36 protein-coding genes are annotated in these 20824 nt (G+C 59.6%); 8 read left to right on the top strand and 28 right to left on the bottom strand.

Annotation, left to right across the window (positions count from 1 at the left end; all coding sequences use genetic code 11):
- Positions 1–9: 9 nt before the first annotated feature.
- Entirely contained in the window at positions 10–231 is a 222-nt protein-coding gene (locus R1W00_RS06950) for a hypothetical protein (protein ID WP_317262005.1), read from the bottom strand.
- Positions 232–410: 179 nt separating this feature from the next.
- On the opposite strand from R1W00_RS06950, the gene R1W00_RS06945 reads away from it, so the two are divergent.
- Positions 411–788 carry a hypothetical protein gene (locus R1W00_RS06945; protein WP_317262004.1) on the top strand — a complete coding sequence of 126 codons (378 nt, stop codon included), beginning with the start codon at positions 411–413 and terminating at the stop codon, positions 786–788.
- Here R1W00_RS06945 and R1W00_RS06940 read toward each other — a convergent pair.
- From R1W00_RS06940 to R1W00_RS06930, 3 genes are read right to left on the bottom strand one after another with little or no spacing between them, the layout of a single operon-like run.
- Positions 785–1186, bottom strand: coding sequence for a phage tail terminator-like protein (locus R1W00_RS06940; RefSeq protein WP_317262003.1), 402 nt, complete (start codon positions 1184–1186; stop codon positions 785–787). The genes R1W00_RS06945 and R1W00_RS06940 overlap by 4 nt on opposite strands.
- The gene (locus R1W00_RS06935; RefSeq protein WP_317262002.1) at positions 1183–1596 is read right to left on the bottom strand and encodes a hypothetical protein; all 414 of its coding nucleotides are present in this window, start codon (positions 1594–1596) and stop codon (positions 1183–1185) included. Before R1W00_RS06935 ends, R1W00_RS06940 begins: the two co-directional genes overlap by 4 nt.
- Complete coding sequence (locus R1W00_RS06930) at positions 1593–2624, bottom strand: phage minor head protein (protein ID WP_317262001.1); 1032 nt, start codon at positions 2622–2624, stop codon at positions 1593–1595. The genes R1W00_RS06935 and R1W00_RS06930 overlap by 4 nt, the downstream gene beginning before the upstream one ends.
- A 27-nt stretch (positions 2625–2651) precedes the next feature.
- Between R1W00_RS06930 and R1W00_RS06925 the strand changes: the two genes are divergently transcribed.
- A complete protein-coding gene (locus tag R1W00_RS06925; RefSeq protein WP_317262000.1) occupies positions 2652–2849 on the top strand; it encodes a hypothetical protein in 198 nt (65 codons plus the stop codon).
- Here R1W00_RS06925 and R1W00_RS06920 read toward each other — a convergent pair.
- The 23 genes from R1W00_RS06920 to R1W00_RS06810 all read right to left on the bottom strand — a co-directional run bounded on the left by R1W00_RS06920 (position 2846) and on the right by R1W00_RS06810 (position 16147).
- On the bottom strand, positions 2846–3232 hold the full coding sequence (locus tag R1W00_RS06920; RefSeq protein WP_317261999.1) for a hypothetical protein: 387 nt from the start codon (positions 3230–3232) through the stop codon (positions 2846–2848). The two genes, R1W00_RS06925 and R1W00_RS06920, sit on opposite strands and share 4 nt — an antisense overlap.
- Positions 3232–3624 carry a hypothetical protein gene (locus R1W00_RS06915; RefSeq protein WP_317261998.1) on the bottom strand — a complete coding sequence of 131 codons (393 nt, stop codon included), beginning with the start codon at positions 3622–3624 and terminating at the stop codon, positions 3232–3234. Before R1W00_RS06915 ends, R1W00_RS06920 begins: the two co-directional genes overlap by 1 nt.
- A gap of 4 nt (positions 3625–3628) precedes the next feature.
- Positions 3629–3895 carry a hypothetical protein gene (locus R1W00_RS06910; protein ID WP_317261997.1) on the bottom strand — a complete coding sequence of 89 codons (267 nt, stop codon included), beginning with the start codon at positions 3893–3895 and terminating at the stop codon, positions 3629–3631.
- 68 nt (positions 3896–3963) lie between these two features.
- Complete coding sequence (locus R1W00_RS06905) at positions 3964–4962, bottom strand: major capsid protein (protein WP_317261996.1); 999 nt, start codon at positions 4960–4962, stop codon at positions 3964–3966.
- A 13-nt stretch (positions 4963–4975) separates the two neighbouring features.
- Positions 4976–5413: a hypothetical protein gene (locus R1W00_RS06900; RefSeq protein WP_317261995.1), complete on the bottom strand. Its 438-nt coding sequence runs from the start codon at positions 5411–5413 to the stop codon at positions 4976–4978.
- Positions 5413–6564: a hypothetical protein gene (locus tag R1W00_RS06895; protein WP_317261994.1), complete on the bottom strand. Its 1152-nt coding sequence runs from the start codon at positions 6562–6564 to the stop codon at positions 5413–5415. The genes R1W00_RS06900 and R1W00_RS06895 overlap by 1 nt, the downstream gene beginning before the upstream one ends.
- Complete coding sequence (locus R1W00_RS06890) at positions 6561–7880, bottom strand: anti-CBASS protein Acb1 family protein (protein ID WP_317261993.1); 1320 nt, start codon at positions 7878–7880, stop codon at positions 6561–6563. Before R1W00_RS06890 ends, R1W00_RS06895 begins: the two co-directional genes overlap by 4 nt.
- The gene (terL, locus tag R1W00_RS06885; protein ID WP_317261992.1) at positions 7877–9280 is read right to left on the bottom strand and encodes a phage terminase large subunit; all 1404 of its coding nucleotides are present in this window, start codon (positions 9278–9280) and stop codon (positions 7877–7879) included. Before terL ends, R1W00_RS06890 begins: the two co-directional genes overlap by 4 nt.
- Positions 9258–9836 carry a terminase small subunit gene (locus tag R1W00_RS06880; protein ID WP_317261991.1) on the bottom strand — a complete coding sequence of 193 codons (579 nt, stop codon included), beginning with the start codon at positions 9834–9836 and terminating at the stop codon, positions 9258–9260. The genes terL and R1W00_RS06880 overlap by 23 nt, the downstream gene beginning before the upstream one ends.
- A gap of 729 nt (positions 9837–10565) precedes the next feature.
- On the bottom strand, positions 10566–11111 hold the full coding sequence (locus R1W00_RS06875) for a hypothetical protein (protein WP_317261990.1): 546 nt from the start codon (positions 11109–11111) through the stop codon (positions 10566–10568).
- A 5-nt stretch (positions 11112–11116) separates the two neighbouring features.
- Positions 11117–11329 carry a hypothetical protein gene (locus R1W00_RS06870; protein ID WP_317261989.1) on the bottom strand — a complete coding sequence of 71 codons (213 nt, stop codon included), beginning with the start codon at positions 11327–11329 and terminating at the stop codon, positions 11117–11119.
- On the bottom strand, positions 11326–11631 hold the full coding sequence (locus tag R1W00_RS06865; RefSeq protein WP_317261988.1) for a helix-turn-helix domain-containing protein: 306 nt from the start codon (positions 11629–11631) through the stop codon (positions 11326–11328). Before R1W00_RS06865 ends, R1W00_RS06870 begins: the two co-directional genes overlap by 4 nt.
- The gene (locus R1W00_RS06860; protein ID WP_317261987.1) at positions 11628–11978 is read right to left on the bottom strand and encodes a hypothetical protein; all 351 of its coding nucleotides are present in this window, start codon (positions 11976–11978) and stop codon (positions 11628–11630) included. The genes R1W00_RS06865 and R1W00_RS06860 overlap by 4 nt, the downstream gene beginning before the upstream one ends.
- A complete protein-coding gene (locus tag R1W00_RS06855) occupies positions 11971–12792 on the bottom strand; it encodes a helix-turn-helix domain-containing protein (RefSeq protein ID WP_317261986.1) in 822 nt (273 codons plus the stop codon). The genes R1W00_RS06860 and R1W00_RS06855 overlap by 8 nt, the downstream gene beginning before the upstream one ends.
- Positions 12789–13037 carry a hypothetical protein gene (locus tag R1W00_RS06850; protein WP_317261985.1) on the bottom strand — a complete coding sequence of 83 codons (249 nt, stop codon included), beginning with the start codon at positions 13035–13037 and terminating at the stop codon, positions 12789–12791. The genes R1W00_RS06855 and R1W00_RS06850 overlap by 4 nt, the downstream gene beginning before the upstream one ends.
- Positions 13038–13171: 134 nt before the next feature.
- The gene (locus R1W00_RS06845) at positions 13172–13318 is read right to left on the bottom strand and encodes a hypothetical protein (protein ID WP_317261984.1); all 147 of its coding nucleotides are present in this window, start codon (positions 13316–13318) and stop codon (positions 13172–13174) included.
- A 29-nt stretch (positions 13319–13347) separates the two neighbouring features.
- Positions 13348–13821, bottom strand: a complete 474-nt coding sequence (gene ssb / locus R1W00_RS06840; RefSeq protein ID WP_317261983.1) for a single-stranded DNA-binding protein — start codon at positions 13819–13821, stop codon at positions 13348–13350.
- Positions 13805–14356, bottom strand: a complete 552-nt coding sequence (locus R1W00_RS06835; RefSeq protein ID WP_317261982.1) for an HNH endonuclease — start codon at positions 14354–14356, stop codon at positions 13805–13807. The genes ssb and R1W00_RS06835 overlap by 17 nt, the downstream gene beginning before the upstream one ends.
- A 2-nt stretch (positions 14357–14358) precedes the next feature.
- On the bottom strand, positions 14359–14883 hold the full coding sequence (locus R1W00_RS06830) for a hypothetical protein (protein ID WP_317261981.1): 525 nt from the start codon (positions 14881–14883) through the stop codon (positions 14359–14361).
- A 2-nt stretch (positions 14884–14885) separates the two neighbouring features.
- Positions 14886–15098 (bottom strand): hypothetical protein, encoded by a 213-nt coding sequence (locus tag R1W00_RS06825; RefSeq protein ID WP_317261980.1) that lies wholly within the window; start codon positions 15096–15098, stop codon positions 14886–14888.
- A complete protein-coding gene (locus tag R1W00_RS06820) occupies positions 15098–15634 on the bottom strand; it encodes a class I SAM-dependent methyltransferase (RefSeq protein ID WP_317261979.1) in 537 nt (178 codons plus the stop codon). Before R1W00_RS06820 ends, R1W00_RS06825 begins: the two co-directional genes overlap by 1 nt.
- On the bottom strand, positions 15634–15822 hold the full coding sequence (locus tag R1W00_RS06815) for a hypothetical protein (protein WP_317261978.1): 189 nt from the start codon (positions 15820–15822) through the stop codon (positions 15634–15636). Before R1W00_RS06815 ends, R1W00_RS06820 begins: the two co-directional genes overlap by 1 nt.
- A gap of 52 nt (positions 15823–15874) precedes the next feature.
- Positions 15875–16147 (bottom strand): hypothetical protein, encoded by a 273-nt coding sequence (locus tag R1W00_RS06810; RefSeq protein ID WP_317261977.1) that lies wholly within the window; start codon positions 16145–16147, stop codon positions 15875–15877.
- Positions 16148–16233: 86 nt separating this feature from the next.
- On the opposite strand from R1W00_RS06810, the gene R1W00_RS06805 reads away from it, so the two are divergent.
- Complete coding sequence (locus tag R1W00_RS06805; protein ID WP_317261976.1) at positions 16234–16542, top strand: helix-turn-helix transcriptional regulator; 309 nt, start codon at positions 16234–16236, stop codon at positions 16540–16542.
- 189 nt (positions 16543–16731) lie between these two features.
- Positions 16732–17463, top strand: coding sequence for a hypothetical protein (locus R1W00_RS06800; RefSeq protein WP_317261975.1), 732 nt, complete (start codon positions 16732–16734; stop codon positions 17461–17463).
- Here the strand turns inward: R1W00_RS06800 and R1W00_RS06795 are convergent.
- Positions 17387–18112: a hypothetical protein gene (locus R1W00_RS06795; protein WP_317261974.1), complete on the bottom strand. Its 726-nt coding sequence runs from the start codon at positions 18110–18112 to the stop codon at positions 17387–17389. The genes R1W00_RS06800 and R1W00_RS06795 overlap by 77 nt on opposite strands.
- Before the next feature lie 221 nt (positions 18113–18333).
- On the opposite strand from R1W00_RS06795, the gene R1W00_RS06790 reads away from it, so the two are divergent.
- The 4 genes from R1W00_RS06790 to R1W00_RS06775 all read left to right on the top strand — a co-directional run bounded on the left by R1W00_RS06790 (position 18334) and on the right by R1W00_RS06775 (position 20750).
- A complete protein-coding gene (locus tag R1W00_RS06790) occupies positions 18334–18780 on the top strand; it encodes a hypothetical protein (protein WP_317261973.1) in 447 nt (148 codons plus the stop codon).
- Positions 18781–18905: 125 nt separating this feature from the next.
- The gene (locus R1W00_RS06785) at positions 18906–19295 is read left to right on the top strand and encodes a hypothetical protein (protein WP_317261972.1); all 390 of its coding nucleotides are present in this window, start codon (positions 18906–18908) and stop codon (positions 19293–19295) included.
- Between the two features lie 106 nt (positions 19296–19401).
- Positions 19402–20130: an ERF family protein gene (locus R1W00_RS06780; protein WP_317261971.1), complete on the top strand. Its 729-nt coding sequence runs from the start codon at positions 19402–19404 to the stop codon at positions 20128–20130.
- Positions 20127–20750 carry a lambda-exonuclease family protein gene (locus R1W00_RS06775; RefSeq protein ID WP_317261970.1) on the top strand — a complete coding sequence of 208 codons (624 nt, stop codon included), beginning with the start codon at positions 20127–20129 and terminating at the stop codon, positions 20748–20750. The genes R1W00_RS06780 and R1W00_RS06775 overlap by 4 nt, the downstream gene beginning before the upstream one ends.
- Positions 20751–20824: the final 74 nt, after the last annotated feature.

The raw sequence follows: 20824 nt of genomic DNA, 5'->3' as shown, positions 1-20824 counted from the left end.
GTTTCTCCTTTAGGCTCGTTTTACGGGCATCAGGCCCTCAGAAAATTCGATGAGAAGTTCACCGCCAGCGTCGATCACATCAGTGATCTTGCCCTCGTAGGTCGTGCCGTTGTCTGCAGTGAATTTCAGTTTCTTGCCCTTTTGGGGCGCCTCACCCGTGCAGAGCAGGCAGGGGTATCCCCGGCCCTCAATTGTCTGCTGGATGATCTTTCCGGAATATTTTTCAGCCATTGAGCGACCTCATTTCAGGGCGTTAAAGCCCATTTTTGCTTTAGTTACCGATGCCTATCGGGGCGACTTCACCCACCCTCTGAAAGGCAAAAGTGATGGACGCGCCATTGACCGGTGTGATCAATCGCACAATCCTTGGGGCAACGACGCGCCGCAAAAGCAACCGCAGGAGGCCCGCAGTGGGTAAGATCAAGATCGAAGCCGGAGATTTCAAAAAAGGGTCCGGTTCAAAGTTCGTTTCGCTTGGTGGATTGAACGAGTTCCACATGATGACCAACGAAGCCGGATGGACCGGCTACAAGGTCAAGAAGTACCGCATCGATGACGTCGAAGAAGTGGACGAGGCCAGCGAAGAAAACGTCAAGCGCCTCGGCGGCACGGTTGGCTGGGGCGTTGCGGGCGCGGTCATCCTTGGCCCTGTCGGGTTGTTGGCCGGTTTAATTGCTGGCGGTCGCGGGAAAAACGTCACCTTCGTTTGCAAGTTCAAGGACGGGACGAAGATGCTCGGAACCACCAGCTCCAAGACCTTCACCAAAATCATGGCGGCGCGCTTTTAGGTCACTACGAACCGGACAACGACGGGCGTTCGCCAATACGCGCCATCTTTGTATCCATCCATCACATGGCCGGGTGCCGTGATGGTGATTGTCTTACCCCCAGCCGCGATACGCTCTCCCGAGGGGAACAGTGCGGCTATGGCGTCTGCATGATCGCTCAGAGTGCCCGTTCCAGCCCCTGCGCGCCCCACGACGGTCAGCACAAGGCGACCGGGCCCCATGGGCGCATCCTGCCCGAGGGTGTCATCATCTGTGCCGCTGCGGACCAGATCAAAGGACAGATACGGCAGATTGCCATCGGCGGCGGGATCGAAGCCCTGATTCAGCCACTCCTTGGGCAAATCCCCATAACCCGCGGCGCGCGCACTCAGCGCATTTTCGACCGCTCGTGTGCTCATTTCAGCCTCGCTGCGTTCTTGCGGACGATGGACGGCCACTGATCAGCCGCACTACCGGCAAAATGGTCGCCCTTTTCATTGTGTTGCCGCCCAAGCTTATCCTTGCCCGTGAACCCAAATTCCCTGCGCCGTGCATAGGACGCGATCCACGCAAAACGAGACGTATCACCGAGGTCCATCATCGCAGAGACCAATGCAAAGCTATCGGCGCCCTCACTGATCAGCGCTCCGTTCAGCTCACTCACCAGACTGTTGCGCAGGTTGCCCGTGTCGACGGGCATCCGGCCACCTTTGGCCTTTGGCGTCTGGGCCAAAGATATGACGTCCTGAATGCTCTCTGACTGGACCGCCTTCATTTTCTCGACCGTCCGGTCGGTGATGTCATCCCATTGCGCGGTGAATTTCTTCATCGCGGGACCAGAAGATTTGACTTAATTCGGATCTGCTCCCAGCAGCGGCAGTTGATAGTTTGGTGCGCAGATGCGCCGAGACTGGCGTCGCCCGGGAACATCATTCGCGAACCGTCGGGCAGCGTGAAAGGCTCGTCCATGCCTGTCACGGTTGTTCCGTCCATTTCGCGGTGATCTGGGCGCGTTCGCCCGTCGCCTGTGTCGGTCCAACCGCGTTCAATCTGATCGCTCCGCACCCTGCCACTGTCGACCAGCTGGCGAAAGCCCTCGGATCGCCCCGCGCGCAAAGCCGTGATTGCCTCTGTCCGCGCGATTGTTTCGCCCCGATGAGCCAACAGCCGGTCCTTGTAGCGGCCCGCGATCCGGTCAATGTCGGTTTTCGAGAGCGCCTTTCCGTCTTTCAGTGCCCTCAAAACGGTCCCATCGAACCGCTTGTCTCGCAGTTCCCGACGGAAATACCCGCGATCGAGCGCGGCAAGCTCGGTGCGCATGCTGTCGACGTATTGGGCCTGCGCCTCGGTCAAGCCAATAAGGCCGCCCGCGCGCCGTCCTGTCGCCGGATTGATGCGCCCAACCAAATCAAGCGCGATTGCCTTGGGTCCGCGCCCCTGCTCAACACCGGCCAGAATGATGGCCCGCGCCATTCTGATCTGATCCTCGACAATACCCGCGATCAGGGTTCCGGCCTTTTGGCTGACCCAAGCCTCAGCGCGCACGGCCCGCCCGTTGAAGCCCAAAACGAACTTGGACCCATCGAACGGATCGCGAATGGCGATCCGGCTCAGTGCCAGCGTGCCGCCGGTGGTATATGCCGCGCGCAGCGAGTCCCCAAGGGCGGTGAATGCGGCCTCCTCAATGCGCAAGGCCTCGATCGCGGTCTCGATATTCCCATCGCGCAATGCCGTGGTGAGCTTGGAGAACTGAGCCGCCGCCCGAATTTCGGCAATCGCCTTTTCAAACGCCGCGCGGACGTCGGGCTCGAGCTTTTCAAGGGCCTCCCTGATCTCGCGCGGTAGTTTTCTTGCCATTTACCACACCCTTGATATGGTCAGCGCATGAGCAAGCCGCCCCTCACCAACCAAGAAATCTATGATCTGCTGCATGAAATGCAAATTAAGTGCCGTGCGCGGGGCGAAACGACAGTTGGCGAAACGACCTTGAGAACGGCAAACGCTGCCCTGTTTCAATTGCAAACCGCCCTGCTCGCCAACATGGACGACCCCGAACTCAAGGGCATCGACGCAGCCGATTAGGCCCGCAACAGAACCTCATAAAGAAGATCGACCCCACCCGGCGCAGTCTGCGAGACGCGGACGATTTTCAACCCCGGCAAGGAATTGTCAGCCGGCAAGGTGACGCTGTCAGGCTCGGATAGAACGATCGTATCTGCCTGCGTCGGGACAACACCCGTGCTGGCAACCGTGATCAGTTTGTCCGTCGCGCGAACCTCTTTTCCATCGACAAGCCCGAGTCGGATTTGGTCGTTGATGACCGTCAGCTCGTGCTTTGTCGGTTTGCTTGGGATCTGGTCGTATTCAGGGCCGGTGGGCGCACCGGCACGGCACAGCGTGGCGGTATAGCCAACCTCCCCAAGCGCCGTGGCGACTTCGCCCGCGATTTGAGACCAGTCAACCATCAGCCGAGCGACCGCATTCCAAGGCCGGTTTTGCGGGACACATATTGACCCAACATTGCCTCAATCTTCGTGCTCGTCGGGGACAACGCACCCTCAGCCTTTGCATCGCCGACCGCGGTCCATTTGATGCCCTTGACCTCTGTCAGGACTCGCGCCTCACCCGGCGTGTAAACGCGATTGAACAGACCCGGTGTTCCGAGTTCGATCTTGGCCGCCTCATAGATAGCCGCATCGATGACCTCAGGCGCTGGCGATGTGGCAAAGTTCTGCACATAGAAGAACTCGATGAAATCGGCCCCGCGCACCAGTGCGGCGGCGCTCTGCTCATCGTTCGCAATGGCATCCCCACGCGCGGCGGCGTAGGAGATCCAGCCCTCTAAGGTCGCGGCCACTGGCTTAGCTCGCCTTGGCCGCTTCGATCAGATCGATCAGCGCATCGTCAGTGGTGTCGTCGCTGAATTCGATACCCAGCTCTTCGGCGTTCTTTTCAAGACCCGCGCGCTTTTTGGTCTTCGCGGGGTTGGTCACAGCGGCCTCGACCGCGTGGCCTTTGTTGGCCAGATAGGACGGAACCGTATCGCCCTTGACGGTAATCTCGGCCCCGACTTTGACGCGGTTGCCTTTGGCATCGTAGACGCCTTTTTCGGTGACTTTGAACTTCATGGCTTTGCCTTTCCGTATGGAGTGATCTCACAAAAGAGGCCGGTCTCCCGGCCCCTCGAAAAAATCACTTACGACGAGTGCGCGATCCCGCAATTGTCCTCGGCGTCGAATTTGATTTCGACCGCAGCCGCAGCCATCGTCACGAAATCATAGTCATCTTCGGGGTTTGCGCGGAACTGAGCGCGTGTCGCCATCGGCATACCGTTCAGCACCTTGACCACGCGGCGATCTTTGATCACGGGAATGATCTCGTTTGCGTTGACGGTGTCGGACGGGACGACCTCTTTCACGCCCGGGATTTCCATGATCGCCTGAGCGATCTTTTTCGGATACCCGCTCGTGAACTCAGTCGAACCGGCATAGAACCAATCGTCCCAGTTCACATAGATCGTGGCCGGAACTTTAAAGTTGTCGCCGTGCAGCAGTTTCAGGGTCGCTGTGAATTCGGCAACCCACTGCGCACCAGTCGCACCATTCAGGGCAACGCCCGTGGCGCGCGTGTTGCGCTTGGGATGGGTGCGCAAACCGTAAGACGGGCTCCCGTTCACATTGATGTTGGCAAAGCCATCAAGCGCGCCGGTTTCGAGCTGCTTGGCAACCTTGTGCATGGAGTTCATGCGGCCCGCGTCGTCCAGCATGAAGCCCTCGGTGCGGGCCGCCTCAACCTCGCGCCAGCCGAAGCCGAAAGCGCTGTCGATGACAGGGATCGGCGTGCCGTGGTAATCAAAGGTCGGCTTGTCGGTGCGGGCCTTCGAGCGGCCGTCAAGCGAAACGTTGACGTCGCCGCTGTCGCTGATGGTCTGGAAGTAGTGAACCACCTTGCCGATCGCCATCGGCGCCGAAACAGCCGCAGCCAGATCGTTGAACACTGTCATGGTCTGACGCTGAACGCTGATACCTTCGCGGTCCCATTCGCCCCAGACATCGCGGGGAATGGCAAGCGCGTTGCCAACCAGACCTGCGCCATTGGTCAGCCCAAAGCTCTGAGCCATGGATTCCTGACGCTGGTTGAACATGCGACGGTTGGCGAGAATGACGCGCTCTTGGTCTTGAGTAAAACGAAGCATTTTCAGGCCCCCCTTATGCGCGGTTGAAGCTGTTGGCGATGCGCACATCTTGCAACGCACCGGCGGTAATGGCGCCCGCCTCACCATCAAAGAACGCGACAACGCGCTCACCGGCGGCGGCCGATGTGAGATAGCCGGACGCACCGATGGTCAGGGCGTCGCCCTTTGCATAGGTCGCAGCGGCAAGGCGAACCTGATAGTTTTCGCCGGGGCGCGAGCGATACGCCACGCCGGTGCTGCCAGCAGTGTAGGCAGTCTCGATGTCCTGACCTGCGAAACCAGCATTGCCGAGGATCAGGAGATCCGCCTCGATGTTTGCAGCGGTGGCGACGGTCAGTGTGTCCGCGCCCTCGGTTACGAGGATGCCCGGCAGATATGCGCCCGCGACAGTCTTGTTCGAAACGGTCTCGGGCTGGGCGTTGCTCGGCCCGCGATAGATGACGTTCGCCATTATTTGGCCTCCTTCTCACCGAAGGCCGAATTCAGGCTGTAGCCCTCGAACTCGTCGGGCTTGCCGCCCCCCGAGAAGGAACCGTTCAGAGCGGCAGCCTTGCCCGGTTCCGCCTTGGATGCGAGCGCCTTGAGGACGTTCAACGGCGTGGCTTTCGCTTCTTCTTCGGACAGGACATTGGCCTTCACGACCTTGTTGACCAGCTCGTCCTTTTCTGCCTCGTCCTTGGCCTTTTGGGCGTTCTGGATTTCGGACAGGTTGTCGGTCAGCGGCTTCACCGCATCTTTGACCGCGTTGGAGATCAGCGCACCGATCCCGTCGACGGCTTCCGAGAGGGTGTTAACCTTCGCGGAAAGCTCTTCCAGCTGCTTTTCATCAGCCATTTCTGCTTCTCCTTTGTTGAGAGGTTCCCGCTCGTCGGCCCCGATGGCCTCCATAATCGCGGTCTTGATGCGCTCCAAAATGGGCACGCGGCCCATACGTTCAGCAGCGCGAAGGGCAGCGTCGGCCGCCCAATCGAGTTCACGCTCGGCATCATCCAACGCCGAGTTGATGACCTCAATCTCGTCGCCGTGGCTGTCCACGGCTTTGTTCACAAGCATGCCGACGCCCTGTTCCGGCGTGGCGGCCCCGTCCTCGCCAATGAGGATCGCGTCGTGGTCGAAAATCATGTTGCGCGCGACGTGCTTCGCCCCGTCTTCCTGCTCTCTGCTGCAGGCTTCAAGGTTGCAAAGCAGGCCGGTGCTTGTATTGATCGGCTCGCCTTTTTCGATCGCATCGAGAACCGTTTTCCCACCGGGCGAGTTGGTGGCGTACTCAACGTCAATGACCTTGTCCAAGAGGACGCGGCCACCTTCGCGACGGGCATTCTCATTCCAAGCCCCCACAAATCCGCGCACCATCCCGCGCGGATCTGAGGCGCTGACGAAATTCCCGTTGATGGTAGGGTGCCCAAGGGGCGCGGGGGTGCCGTCAAGGGACGCGTAGCTCTTTTCGATCTCTTCGGCGGGATAGCGGATGCCGTTCATGACAACGCCATCCGGCAAGGTGGCACTCGGAACGACAATCACGTCGCGACCGTCGCGGCGCTCACGCCGGATCTTGGACGAATTCACCGCAGTGCGGATGTTAACGCGGACCTGTTTGCTCATTCATCATCTCCGTCGCTGAACGGATCGGGCGCACCGGCACTATCACCCGCGGCGACGCGGATTTCGTCTGCGTGGTAAACCGGATCATCTTTTTGCTTTGCGTTGATCTCGGCCATCTTGAATGCCCGCTCGATCTTCTTGTCCTTGCCAGCCTCGGTCAGGTCGGCCCAATTGATGCTCCAGTCCCGTTCGGGAATGATCTGGAAGCGCTCAAGTCTGTTGATCAGTTCGCGAATGCGCGGCTTGCCGATGTTGATCCGGCGCGCATTGTTGACCAGATTCCAATCCTCTTGGTCCTCGGTGCTGGCGCGCTCACCTGTCTGCGAACCCATAAGAATTTTGACCGGGATCATCATCGATGCCGCAAAAGAACTGACGGCAGCGTTCGAATAGGTGTCACCGGTCGGCAGAGTGACTTGCAGGGTTTTCGCCTGCATGCCTTGCAGCATCAGCAGCTTGTCGAAACCTTTCTGGAAATCCTCGACCTGCTCATTCATTGCGTCGGCCAGCTTTTCGACCTCAACGCCCATGGCCTGCGCCATCCGGTTCACGTCGAGGTCCTTGTCGGCCTCAAGAATTGGGTTGCCGCGCGCCGCCTTATAGAAGCCCTCGCCGCCAGCCCCTTTGACCTTCTCAGCGTCGAGCAGATCGTTATATCCGCTCTCCAAGTCCGAGCGGCAATCGACAGTCCCATCGCGCGACCAAATCAGGACGCGATCAGGATGCACCTCAAACTGGCGCACCTTTGTCAGGTCATTGCCGACGGCCGCCTCATTGAAGAGGTACATCTTCGGCTTGCCGTAATCCTCGGATTCTGTGTCTGTGATGTACTCCGACACCTCAAGCTGCGCACCAGCGCCACCCCAAGCCGGTATAACCTCGGCAATCCCGTCCAGTCCGCCCGGAACCGTATCAACGGGCTCACGGAACCCTCTGTCGTCGCGAAATCGCAGGATAACACCCGCATAGCCGCCAACCATTGCGCGGCGGTCGGCCTCTGCAAGAACCTGCCATACGCGAAGATCGTCAAAGCGCTGTCGGATTTCAGACTCGAGCGAGCTTTCTTTAGCCTTGGCGCTCTCCCAAATCTCGGGGGCATCTTGCCACGTCTTTAGGACAGTGCGCTCCACCGCGCCCTTCGCAAGTCCGTTGCGATTGTACATCGCATAGAACTGTTGAAACGTCAGGTTTTCCGGCCAGCCGAAATCGCGATAGTGATTGTGTTTCACCTCGGGGAAACACCCCGGAAACATGATGTCCAAACGGCGTGCCGCGTTCTGGAACGCCGCCTGCACCGCATTCGTGATTTTGCTCATCTACGGTGCCTCTTCGTCAGCATCATGGCGACGTTCTTTTCGGGCTCGGTCGTCAGCGCATTAAATGCCTGAGCCGTGCTATCCGCGTCATCGTCATGGCCGGTTTCCGGCGGGAAATTCTCAAGCTCGCGCAGCCAGCGCTCATTCCATTCACCGCGGACGACCCAGACGTTTCCGGCCTCAGCTTGCGCGGAGAAGCCCGAAAAGCGCGTCACCTTGTCCCCCGTCACCGGCTTGGACCGGACGTTGAACCCGACCAGCAACTTGGTCAGCTGCGTTACCTGCGACTTGCCCGCCTGCCCCGGGTCCTGCGGCAGATCGACGGCCACGGATTGCCCGTCCGCCTCGGCAGTTGCCTTGAGCAGCTTCTCAACGCCGCTTGGCCCCAGCCGATCGGCCTTGTGATCGAGGACGTAGAAATTCCCGCGCCCGTCGGTTCCCATCTTGGTCCCGCAGGTCCAGTCAGGATCGTTGCTTTCTGTTTTCGGCGTCGCGGCCAAGTCCCAACCGCGCACTGTCCGCAGATTGGCGGGCGGCGCATCAAGGAAGTTGTCAGCGACCCATTCGCGCTTGAAGTACATGCCGGCGGCAGGCCGGATTTTCCAGTTGCCCCCGAGAAGGCGCTCGCGTTCGACCGTGGGCAGCGCCATTAGCGACGCCATGTATTCAGGGTTCGCCGCCATCAGCGCCTTGTTGTCCCGCAGGCTGGCCGAGACGAACGTCACCGACTTAGGCGGGATTGGTTGCGGGTTCCCGTCTTCATCCGGCTGGGTTAGGTGCGCGAGATCGTCAGGACTGTCGCCCCAGTGGATCGCGTCACCCACGCGGACAAAATACCGGATCACCCCCGATCGCTCTGGAATGGCAAGCCCGGTCTTTTGGTCAATCCACCAAGCGATGAACCGCGCCACCCATGAATCCGCGTCGGGGTTACAGGTGGCCCGAATGCAGGGCATCACACCCGACATCGATCGGTTTCGAGACAGCAGATACCAGAATTGCTTTTCCGAAAAGTGGGTCAGCTCATCAAAGCCGATCCAAGGGATTTGCGCCCCCTGATAGTTGTAAACCGTCTTGTCATGCTCAAGGTGAGCAAAGCTTATCGATGCACCGCCCGGGAACTTCCATTCCAGCACATGCTCTTTCGGCGCCGCCCCAATGAGCGGATAGAGCTTCGCGCTTTCGTCCCAGAGACCGCCCTCATTCCGGATTTGAACCGTAGACCGGCGAAAGAACACGCCACCGAATTCAGAGTTGCCCACATACCGCAGCGGGTCCAGCAACAGCGCCCATGTTTTGCCGCCACCGGCAGCGCCGCCATAGATGGCAATATCCGCCGAGCTGCTGAGAAACCTCTCTTGCGGCCCCTCTTGCGGTCTAATCGGCTTTCGTTCTGCCATTGTCCGGCAGTTCGTAGATCGCGACGGCAGGTGCCGGGGTCATAGTCCCATCGGGGCTGGTGTGCTCGACGCGCTCGACGTACATCCCCAAGTGCTTGGCAATCTTTTCAAGAGCGCTGTTTTTGTCCCACAGCTTGACCTCGTGAACGTACTCGACCGCGCGATTGCCATGTTCGTCGACTTCGCCACTGGGGCGCGTGACGACCTTCACCGATGAAATGGCGGATGCTGTATCATCATCCAGTTCATTCAGCGGCCGCAGCTTTCCATCGGCAGTGAAGGCCTTGCGAAGATCCGACATCCCGACGCGCACCAGTTCGCGCAACACGTCCTCAGCCTGAACCCCAACACGATCTGAACGTTTCGATTGGGCCGCAGCGATGGCCTTTTGCACTTCAACATTCTTCAACAGGCGCTGCCCCATGGAATACGCGGTTTTTTCGCTATACCCCGCGCGGATTGCAGCCTGCGTTGCGTTCAGGTCAATCAGGTACTCTTCGACAAAGCGAGCCTGCTTCGGTGTCAGCGCCTTCTCTTTTTCCGAACTGCCACCCATGAATGAACCTACCGTGTTGAGGCGTGTTTCAGCCCACCAAGGCGTCGATACGGTTAAGGGCGGCGCGTGGGCCCATCGCTTGGAACCTCTGCGCACTCGACCCGACCGTCGACCACCATGATTTGAATGTGCCGCCCGTTTGATTGCGGAACTTTTTCTGCCGCAGGCCGAAACCTCAGGGCCGCGGCTGGGAAGCCCACACAGCGCTCACCCACGAGCAAACGACGAGGGCTTTTCACAATACCCCCAGATGGGATGCGTCGCTCGCTCACTGGCGCCTCCTGCTTCCCCGCCCATGAATGTAGCGCATTCGGTAGCGCGGCACGCTGGGCGAAAGCCGACCGTAAAACCGCGGGCGGGGAATGTTGTGAGCGCGGGCCGGACGCTACCCCGGCTGTGATCCCTTGAGCCATTGCGCGCCCGCCACACCCTTCCCCGTCACTTGGTTATCTGTCTCTGGCGCAGTCATAAGTGCGTTGACGTTTTTCAGGCCCATGTAAAGGTATGAGGTCGGAATCTTGCGCTCAGCGTGTCTGCTTTCCACGCCTCCGCGCTCATGAGGGTGCACCCGTTGGCCAATCACATTCGCCCGCATGTTGGGCTAGTGACGAGGTGCGCCCGCAAAAGGGCAGCATGAATCAAAAAAGGCGGGCCTTGACCCACCTCTCCGATACTAGAAATTTACCCCCTATAAGATTTCCCGTCAACATCTTGTGTTCTGCTGGCCAATCAAAAATTCGCAGCGTTCGCCAGATGCTCCAGCGCGTCCCGCAGGTGCTCCAGCCCAAGCTGATGGCGACGCCCCTTGTACAACCGCCCCGGGATGCCAGATCCGTTCAGGACGACAACATCGATCAGCTCCTTGTCTTCGTCCCTGATGTGCCGGGACAGGTTGATGTAGGCGCTCATGCGATCGGTCTGCACGCTGATGGCGTGATCGGGCTTCGGGCTGCAATCAACCTGCACCTGCTTGATTGCGGGCGGGCTCTTTTGGGTGGCCTCATAGGCATTGCGCAAGGCCTCGCCCGCGCTGAACTGGCGCGCATTGATCACGCCGCGTTTGTGGTAAACCTCCAGCATGTCGACGCGGCGGGCGCGCTTCACGTTGTTCGGGTTGGATCGCTTGCCTGTCTTGGGGTCGATGTGCTCGACGCTCTCCACGATCTTCATGTGACGCTGCGCCGGTGTGTCCGGGCCCATGTCCCACGGTGCGGGTGGTAGGCTGACGCCCTTGGTCTTGCCCTTGTTGCGGCTTCGCTTCTTTGCCTTGGCCATGCTCATCACCCCTTGAATACCGCCTCAGCCGCTTCGCGCGGCGTCGGGCCGTTGATCTTCTTGTCCATTCCGTCCAGCCGCTTCTGCATGCCGTCCAGCCGTGCGTTCATGCCCGCGATGGTGCGCGCTGTTTGGGCGCGGTCGGCCCAGAGCGCCTTGATCAGTTCCGCCTGCACTTCGATCTGCCGATCCTTGGCCGCCTGCCCTGTGTCGCTCATGCCGCGTCCCCCTTGCTCTTGAATTTGCGGATCGCGCTAAGAATGGTGGTGTGGTCGCGCCCGCCGAAGAGGTTGGCAATATCGGCTAGGGATGCGTCCTCGACCTCGGTGTAGACGCGGGCCATTGCGAGATGGCGGACATCTGTGACCCAGCGGCGCAAATCTCGACCGACGAGATCGGACACCGGAATTGCGAAATCCTCGGCAACCTCTCGGACGATCCCGATGAGCTCGGCGCGCTCGGCCAGCTTGGCCTGATAGGCTCTTTCGAGGTTTTCCTTGATGGCTTGGCGGTCGGTCATTTGCCCACCCCCGGCATGAGCTTGGGGCCAGAGAAGCCAGCGGCGCGGACGATCTCGGCGGCAACCTTCGGGTCGCAACGCACGCGGGCGGGCTCTTCGGGCTCACGTCGCGGCACCATCGCCAACCGGCGGGCGTGATCGGCGCGAATGACCTTGGCCACCTGCTGCGGGATCATGGCCAGTTTCGGGTTGTTCCCGCCCAACAGCTGGCCGATAGCGCGGTCGATGTCCTCGATCGAGAATTGGAACAGCTCATTCACCCAATTCCGGTAAAGGCCTTGGCGCTTCTCCGTGGCCATGTCATCCCAGCCGTAGGCGGATACCGTCACGGCGACCATCTCAAGCATCCCAGCGACCGACCGCTTGTGGTTGTCCAATTCCGAGGGCTCCATCGATTTCGCTGGCAATTTGATGCCCGCTTCGGTGAGCCGACGCTCGGCCGCGGCCATGTGCTTGGCCACGATGGGGCTGATGGGGGCGGCTTGCGTCGTGGGAAGGTTGCGCGTCATTGCCTGTCTCCTTGAAGTACCAGTCTGCCTTGATGGATTGCCAGCCACGTTCCTCGGCCAGCGCCAGTGCGTCGTCGGGGTCTCCCCCCAGCTTGCAGATTTCGTCCAGTGTTTTGGCAAGCCGCTTGGCCCCCGTGAGGGTCAACGGCTTTTTCATTTTCCGCCGGAACGCGATGAAACTGGCGACCGCCTCTGAACCGGCGAAAGCTTCGAGCGCGTCGTGCACGTCGCGCGTCTGACGTTTCTCTGACGTTTCCTGATGGTTAATTGATGGTTCGGGTGCACGCTGTGCGGGGGTGGGGTGCACGCTGTGCGGGGGTGGGGTGCACAGTGTGCGGGGGTGGGGTGCACAGTGTGCGGGGTGCACGTCGTGCGGGGGTGCACAGTGTGCGGGGGTCGGAATGACGTGAAACACGTTCACGCCGCGCGGTCCCGCCTGCTGATCGATGCGCAGATAGCCCCGATCTTGGAGCCCCTTGATCACGTTTTGCGCCTTGCGCTCGGAGCATCGGGCAAGCTCACTGATCCGGCGGACGGAGGGGTAACAGCGGCCCTCGTCGTCGGCATGGTTCGCAAGTGCGAGCATGACCGCCACGTCATAGACGTCAATCAGATCGGAGTCGTATACGGCGGCCATGATTTTGACGCTCATTTCGCTGTCCTCGGAATGGATAGGCCCTCGGTCTCGCAGACCACATCGATCACGACCTCGCCCCGTGGCGAGCGGTCCCCGATCGAGTGCGTCAGCCGGTCGTTGAACTCGCGGTCATCGACGCCCAACGCTTGCGCCAGCCCGTCCTGACCAGCCTTGAAGGCCGCGATCAGGTTGTCCTTATCGGGCACGGGGCCGCGGTTGATCGGGTGGAAGGTCACATGGATGAGGAACGGGCCAGTCAAGCGGTTTGCGCCATGCGCGAGGCACAGAGTGCAGACAGCATCCTTGTAGGCCTTCTTGGCGCGATACAGGGCCATGTGGTGCACGCTCGCGTTCGGGGATAGCGCCTTGGGCGGGTATGGGACCGAGACGCGCATCACCGCCCCCGTGCAAGGATGCTGTGAACGTGCTTGTAGGCGTCGACCTCGGCGCCCTTGCGGTTGCCGCGCATCTTGGCGGCCTTCGCCTCGACAATCGCGATGCGCTCGGCTGTCTTTTTCGATTTAAGCAGGCGCTTGAGCATAGTTCAGACCTCCTGTCTTGGCTGGATCATCAAAATGGGATTTCGTCGTCGATGTCGCGGGGACCGCTGTGCCCGCCATCGTATTGGCCTTGGCCGCCTTGGTCATAGCCGCCGCCTTGGCCAGAGCCGTATCCCTGCCCGTCACCGTCGCGGCGCGGATCCAACAGAACCAACGTCCCGCGATACGGTCTCAGAACGATTTCAGTGGTGTAGCGGTCCTGCCCGCTCTGATCCTGCCACTTGCGGGTTTCGAGCTGGCCCTCGATATAGACCTTGGAGCCCTTGCGCAGGTATTGCTCGGCGATGCGGGCCAGCGGTTCGGAAAAGATCGCAACGCTGTGCCATTCGGTGCGCTCTTTGCGCTCGCCGGTGTTGCGGTCTTTCCATCTTTCGGACGTGCCGATCCGCAGGTTGCAAATCTTGCCACCGTTCTGGAAGGTCCGAAGCTCAGGGTCACGGCCCAAATGGCCCAGTATGATTACGCGATTAACGGAAGCGGCCATTGCTTTCCCTTTCTCTCTTCACCCCGGCAAGAGAATCCTCGTGCCTGTGCAGTCGCGTGTGCCCGGAGCGGGTCACAAGCGCCAAATTATTGTCTTGATTGTTTGTCTTGTCGCCGTCGATGTGGTGGACGCACTCGTCATCCATGAGTGGCCTACCGAGCCGCTTCTCCATCTGCACGACATGTACTGACCGCCCCTTGTTGGGGCCGCGCGTGAACTCGACGTAACCGCTGGGCTTCAATGAAACACCGACGCAGTTCCCTCCATCTGCCCAGCGAAGGCGCGCTTGCGAAATGTTGGCGCGGTGTTCTGCCGTGAACACTCTCGATTTGCCGCGCATGCCTGAACCAAGCCTTCCCTCTTTGGCGGCCATGCGAACAGCCTCGGCGCGGTCTCGAAGGACGCCGCGCTTGTGAAGGTGATAGCGCAGGACCGAGCGAGATATCCCCAGGTCGTCTGCCACTTGCGGGATACTTTCGCCTTGAGCATATCGCGCCACCGCCAACTCGATGACCTTGTTGACTGATCCAGCCATGCTTAGGCCTCCTCTTTTTCGGCGCGCGGTGCGGCGTCTTCGAGTTCTTGTGCCCGCACATCCAGATCAGCGACGAACGTGGGCAGGTAGACGCTCACGCAATCGCGGTAAATTTTTCGCTGCTGGTTCAGGATGGAGATTTTCCCAACTAGGCTGGCCACCCGCGCGTCCCTTTGAGAGACAATGCGCTCATGATGCGCGGCGGGGATGCTGCCCTTGATCTTTGGGCCTTCGAACAACTGGCGCTCGATCGCTCGAATTGCGTTGCGCTTTTTGATGATCTTGTCGCGCTCTTGCCGAAGCAAATTGCGGTTGGCGGACAGGGCGCGGCTGGCGCGCTCGAACCATTCACCATCTTCGCCGCGCGCGTCGATCTGGTCCTCGATGTCTTCGATGATCGCCTCAATGTCGTCTTTGTTGTCTTGGAGATCCGAAAGGTCGAGCTTGAGGTCTTCGAGTTCGCGCTTGAGCAGGTCGATCGCGGCCTGCTTTTGCTCTTCGATTTTGTTCGGGTCGTGCGAAATCATATTCACCCTTTCCAGCCCATAACGTGGGCCCCTGCTATGAAAGCGCCTGCGATGCGGTCCTTGATCGCGGCGAAGTTTTTGGGGTTGTCGTTTCCGCGCGGTTCGGCGCGGTCCAAGAGGCGGCGGAACAGATCGAAACCGGCCTCGTCCATTTCGACCACGAGAACGCCCTCACGGACGGGGCTCGGGCGGACCTTGACCATCGGCTCAGACATCACGCGGCCCTCCCGATGAACTCGGTGCCGCCGGTGTGGCGCGCGTCGAACAGATACCAAGCACAATTATCCTTGCCGGTGTGCTTGCTGCCCTCGATCCATTTGACGCGACCGACGGAGACGACCTTGACCAGATGGCGCAGGAACGGCACGGCCTGAATGGTGTGCAGCCAGTCGGCATCGAACAGAAGCCACGTCGGGGCGAACCATGAGAAGTTGCGGATCATTTGGTGCAACAGGACGCGCGTCCACGGCGGGTTGGTGATGATGAAATCCAGCTTGCGGAACAGATACGATCGCGGGGCCCAGCGGAGCGCGTCGCCCTGCCGGACGTCACCGCGACCGGGGTTCAGGTCCAAGGCCTCGACGCAGCTGCCCCCGAGGCGGCGCAGGTGGTCGATAAGGCGGCCATCGGCGGCGCAGGGTTCCGCGAACCGGAAACGGGCGGGCAAATGCCGCGCGAGATCGGCCACAGGTGCCCATGGCGTCAGGTATCGGTCGCCCTTGGCGCGCTTGAAGGTGGATCGCTTGCCCATCAGCCCTGCCCCGCCGCGAGGTGCGCGTTCGGCACGGTGCGCCCAATGATGATGATGTCCTTTGCGCCCTTGTGTGCGCGCTGGAAGCGGGCCTTGGCCTCGGCATCGTCCATGGCCAGAATGACGTGCTGGACGGTCTGCCCCAGCTGGGGGCTGTGTCCGGTCACGATGTGGCGTTTTTTCGGCATGTTGGAATCCTCTCGGACGTGGTGGCGCGGAACGCCAAAAAGCCCGCCCCAATCAATGGGACGGGCTCACCTTTTCTTTCGCGCGATCTTCTGCATCGCGCTCACGCATGAACTGCTCGATTTCAGACATCTTCGCCGCAGTAACGGTGCCCGCCGCGCGCATTCGCTTGACGACGTTCACATCACCTGCTGCAAGCTTGCTGAAATACCCCTCAGACCAACTGCGTTTGGAGCAAAACGCCTCTACCCTCGTAAGGAGGGCTTTGACGTGCACCTTCGTTTTGGTGTTCGGCTCGTTAAGCCAGGTATCGCTATTGGTTTGCATACCTCTGGCTATATCCGATTTATCGGACAGTCAACTTCCGAAATCTAGGACGTGCGATTTTATCCGACATACCGGATAATGCCCACATGACGAGCGAAACAGACATCAGCGGCATCAAAGACCGCCTCAGGGAATCTTTGGAGAAGGCGGGCATTTCAATGCGCGCTGCATCGGTAGCCGCAGGGCTAGGACCGGGCTACGTTCATTCATTGATTAAAGACGGAACCGAGCCAACGGTGTCAAAGCTGGCTCAGATCTGTAGCAAGAACGGCATCAGCTTTGCGTATGTCCTCTTGGGCGTGGATATGGACCCAGAGACTCGCCGCCTTCTTGAGCTGATTGAAGCCGATCCGAAACGTCGGGCGAATATTCTCGCCCTTCTTGGCGACCAGTAACTTCCGAAGCGAAAATCAATTCTGCAATCTCGGCGCTCTTTAGCGCCTTTAGGCGTTTCAGGAAGTTGGAAACCAACATCATACGCCCCTCCTAACTCTCAAATATTCAACCTAGAGTTTTCTTCCCCTTGCGTAAGGCGGTCAAGGCGACTATCTGTTTTTCCTAAATTTAGGAAAAAGGGACCTGAAATGGAAATTTTTAGGAGACGACTGCAAGAGGCAATCGATGCGTCCCCAGAGTATCGCGGCAAGATTCAAAAACTGTCGCGCGACGCCGGTGTTGGCGACAAAACGGTCTACAATATGCTGAAAGCCGAGAGCCTTGATGTGAGCAAGGCGGGGCCCGGCATTTTCAATATGGCGCGCATAACCGGCCTGCTAGGAGTTTCGCTAGATTTCCTTGTCGGACGTGCCGCCCCGCCGGTGAGAGCAATTCAGTCTGGACAAGGAATCCCCGCGCACATCAATGCATCTTTAAGTGCGCAATTACTGGGGAGTGATGCGCCGTTAAGTGCTGATAAAATTTTGCGTCTCCACCTGAAATCTGGCGGGCGAATTGAAGCATTCGAGCCCTTCTTACCTCAGTGCGATCAATACTATCCACCCGCAGGTGACGATGAGACGCTGACCGTAAAATCCGTTGGGGAAAAGAGCCTTTCCGCGCTCACGATGGGTCGCGCGGACAAAGAATTGCTGCAAGGCGCCTTAAATCAAGTAGACGACACAAGCTTGAAGGCGCGATGGGTGGACGACTATCGAACGGCATCCAGAAATGGGACGCTATGCACTCTTGAAACTCTTGACGTCCAAATGCCGAACCACCCGACGCGCGTCCGAATGGACTTTATCCGGTGCCTTGTAGGCGTTCAGGGGGCCGAATCTGATCCCGTTGTTCTGAACTTCTCAATGCTTGTTGTGTGACGACTGGGAGCTCGTCGCGCGAAAGCAGGGCCAGCACCTCACTCCGATCGCGCGGGGCCGGCGGATCGATCAGCCACTCGAAAGGGGCTGGCATAGTCGCGCTAAAGCCGTAGCGCACCGCAGCGCCGCGCAACATGTCCTTTTCCCGAATGAAACAGTAAATCCAATCGGGGTCCCACTTCAAAGAAACCGCCAAATGTCCAATCGCGACAAATTCGCGAACGGAAGAAGACATCCCCCGAAATTTAGGATTTACGAAAAGGTCTCCAAAATAGACCAAGCGCCGTGCGACCGCCCGGACAACCTCGGGGCGAACCCGCCCAACAACATCTTTCCCAGATGCGTCACCATATGTGCGGGAGAATACGCGCTGCCAAAATCGGTCTACAGGCTCATGACCGAGATCTTCCAAGCGCGCGCAGCCCAACATCGCGGGCTCACCATCCTTACGGGCCACAAGCGGCAAGTAATTCCCGCTCGTGAAATCGTTCGATGCAGCCGCCGACATGGGCGTCAAATAGGGCTTCCCAATCTGCGCAACGATGTCACCGACCTCGACCGGATCGGAGACCTGACTCACCTCAAATCCCTTGCTCTCCAAGACTTTCATCAAGCGACCAATGGCGGCCGCGCGGGCTAATGTGTCCATACCTTTCCCCAGCTATAAGTTGCTAATTTCGCTTGGCATTCTTCTTTTACGGGCAGGAGTGAGTCTACCGATCCCCTCACATCAACGCCGCTTCGCGCCAGTATTTTATCCTTTATTTCGGACATTCCTGATTGACTATCCGATAAATCGGACATATATCTATTTGCACAGGCCGCCGAAGACGCCTCGGGCAGATCGCGGCCAGCAAAGAGGACACAGACATGCAACTTTTGAGAATCCAGCCCGAGCCGCAGCCCGCAACGAGCAATCCGGCTATCGGCACCAAAGAGTTCCAGATCGCGCTGATCCGCGAGCAACTGGACATCCAGCACGAAACGCTTTTCGGCAAACCGCTGTTCGATAAATGGCCCAACGCGGAAATCTCGCAGGTCATGACCAAAATCCGCGTCACCATGGAAATTCAGGGTGGCTGCGAACTCTACCCGACCTTTGCCGCGTGGTTCTTGGATGAGATCAAAGTCGATTACGTCGAGGAGCTGGGCGCGGTCTACCGCGAAGGCGATCACCCCGATTACGGCGGCGGGCGCGAGTACCAAGACATTGAGGGCTACGAAATCGAATGCGGCCCCCTGTTCGGCGCCGAGTTCGTCAAGGTCATCGGCCAAGACAACCACGACGCCCTTGTCGACCACCTGATCAACAGCTGACCACTCACACCGGTTACTGCCTCCGCGCCCCCTTCTGTCCTCTTTCTGAGGGCGCGGCACCTACCCCAGCGGGGGTTCCTTCCTCCCTACTCCCGCTGGGGCCTTTTCAGAAAACGAGGCCAGACATGGATAACGAAGAACTGAAACAGCGCCTGCTCGATGTGCACAACGCGCTTACTGAAAAGCTGGGCAAACAGCCTTATACAGGCCTGCATCTATCTCTTGGAACTAACTCCAGATGGGGCTTCCTCGGCGGATATTTCGACCGCGATCTAAAAGATGGCCTGTTTAAGAAAACCGGCTATCACGACACGCCCGAAGAAGCATTGGACGACGCGATGGCGGTTATCCGCACCATGCCGGACCCGAAGGACCGCGCGTTGCACGAGTTCCAAAAGATGACGGCTCATCTCATCGACTTCGGCAACGAAAACAATATCGACGCCGCGTTCCTGAATCCCATTGTCGAGACCGCCCGCGCGCTGGCTGAGAACGCCATCACCCACGTCAAATGACCGCCCGCGCCGAACTCGCAATCGCACTCGCCCTCACGATCATCGTCGCCACCCCTTTCGCCGCTGGCCTGATCGAATGGCACGCCCAGCACACGGAGCAAACGCAATGAACGAAGTAAGCAAACTCGAACCCCGCAGCGTCGAACCGGCGCAGAGCAACGACCCGATTCTCACACTGATTGAGCGCATCGCAGTCAATCCCGATGTTCCCATGGAGCGCATGGGCCAAATCATGGACATGCGCGAACGCCAGATGGCCAAGGCGGCCGAACAGACGTTCAACCGCGCTTTTGCTGCAGCGCTGGCCGAAATGCCGGACGTGCCCCGTAGCGGACAGAACAACCACACCCGCCAAAGCTATTCCACGCTGGATGACCTCATCCGCACTGTGCGCCCCATCCTGTCGCGCCATGGCTTGGCCCTGAACTGGATCACCGGCATCGATGGCAATTTCATCAGCGTGACAGCCGTTGTGCGCCACGCTGACGGGCATCAGATCACAAGCACCCAAGTTGGTGAGCGCGACTCCGGCAAAGCCATGAACAAGCTGCAGGGCGGCGGGTCCACCGAAACCTACCTCAAGCGCTACACCGGCTTTGGCATCCTTGGCCTGTCCTCTGGCGACGAGCGCGACGACGACGGGCGCAGCGCGGGCCGCAGCGCCCCCACGATCAGCGCCGACCAGTTCGGGCGCATCAAAGCCCTGATCGAGCGCAAAGGCGCAGACCTTGAAAAGTTCCTTGCTTGGGTCGGCTGCGAAAATCTCGAAGAGCTTCCCGTCGCGAAATTTGCCCCGGCGATTGCCCAGCTTGAAAAGAAGGCGGACGCGCAATGAACGACCTGCAGCGCACCGAAGAATGGTTTTTGGTTCGGGCCGGTAAGGTCACGGCCAGCCGGATCGCGGACATGATGTCAAAGACAAAGAGCGGCTGGGGCGCATCGCGCGAGGCCTACGCTGCAGAACTCATGACGGAGCGCCTGACGGGGCTCCCCATTGAGCGGCCCTCAAACGCTGCGATGCAATGGGGGACCGAGACCGAACCGCAAGCTCTGAATGCGTATTCGTTTTTGACCGACAATGTGGTCGAACAGGTCGGCTTTGTGCTGCACCCCGAATTTGACATGGGCGGTGCGTCTCCCGACGGACAGGTTGGCGACGACGGACTCGTTGAGGCCAAGTGCCCGACGACCAAGACCCACATCGAGTATTTCGAAAAGGGAAGTGTGCCCCGCAAGTACGTCCTGCAGATGCAGTGGCAAATGGCGTGCACTGGCCGTGCGTGGTGCGACTTCATCAGCTTCGACCCGCGGATCGGCGACCCGATGCTGCAGGCGTTCATCACGCGCGTAGAGCGCGACGACGACCTCATCAGCGAAATCCTGACGACCGCACGCGATTTTAGCGACGAGATCGACGCCCGCATCTTGGCCCTGCGCGAGAAGGCGGCGGCATGACCCACCTGCCTGCCGATCCACTACCGCCTCCATCTGGAAGAGGAAAAGAACCGCGCCGCCTTCTGGAATGGCGT

Source organism: Rhodovulum sp. FJ3, from assembly GCF_032918305.1.
Classification (GTDB): domain Bacteria; phylum Pseudomonadota; class Alphaproteobacteria; order Rhodobacterales; family Rhodobacteraceae; genus SAT37.
The sequence above is the reverse complement of the archived record's forward strand: the minus strand, read 5'-3'. Positions and strand labels throughout refer to the sequence as shown.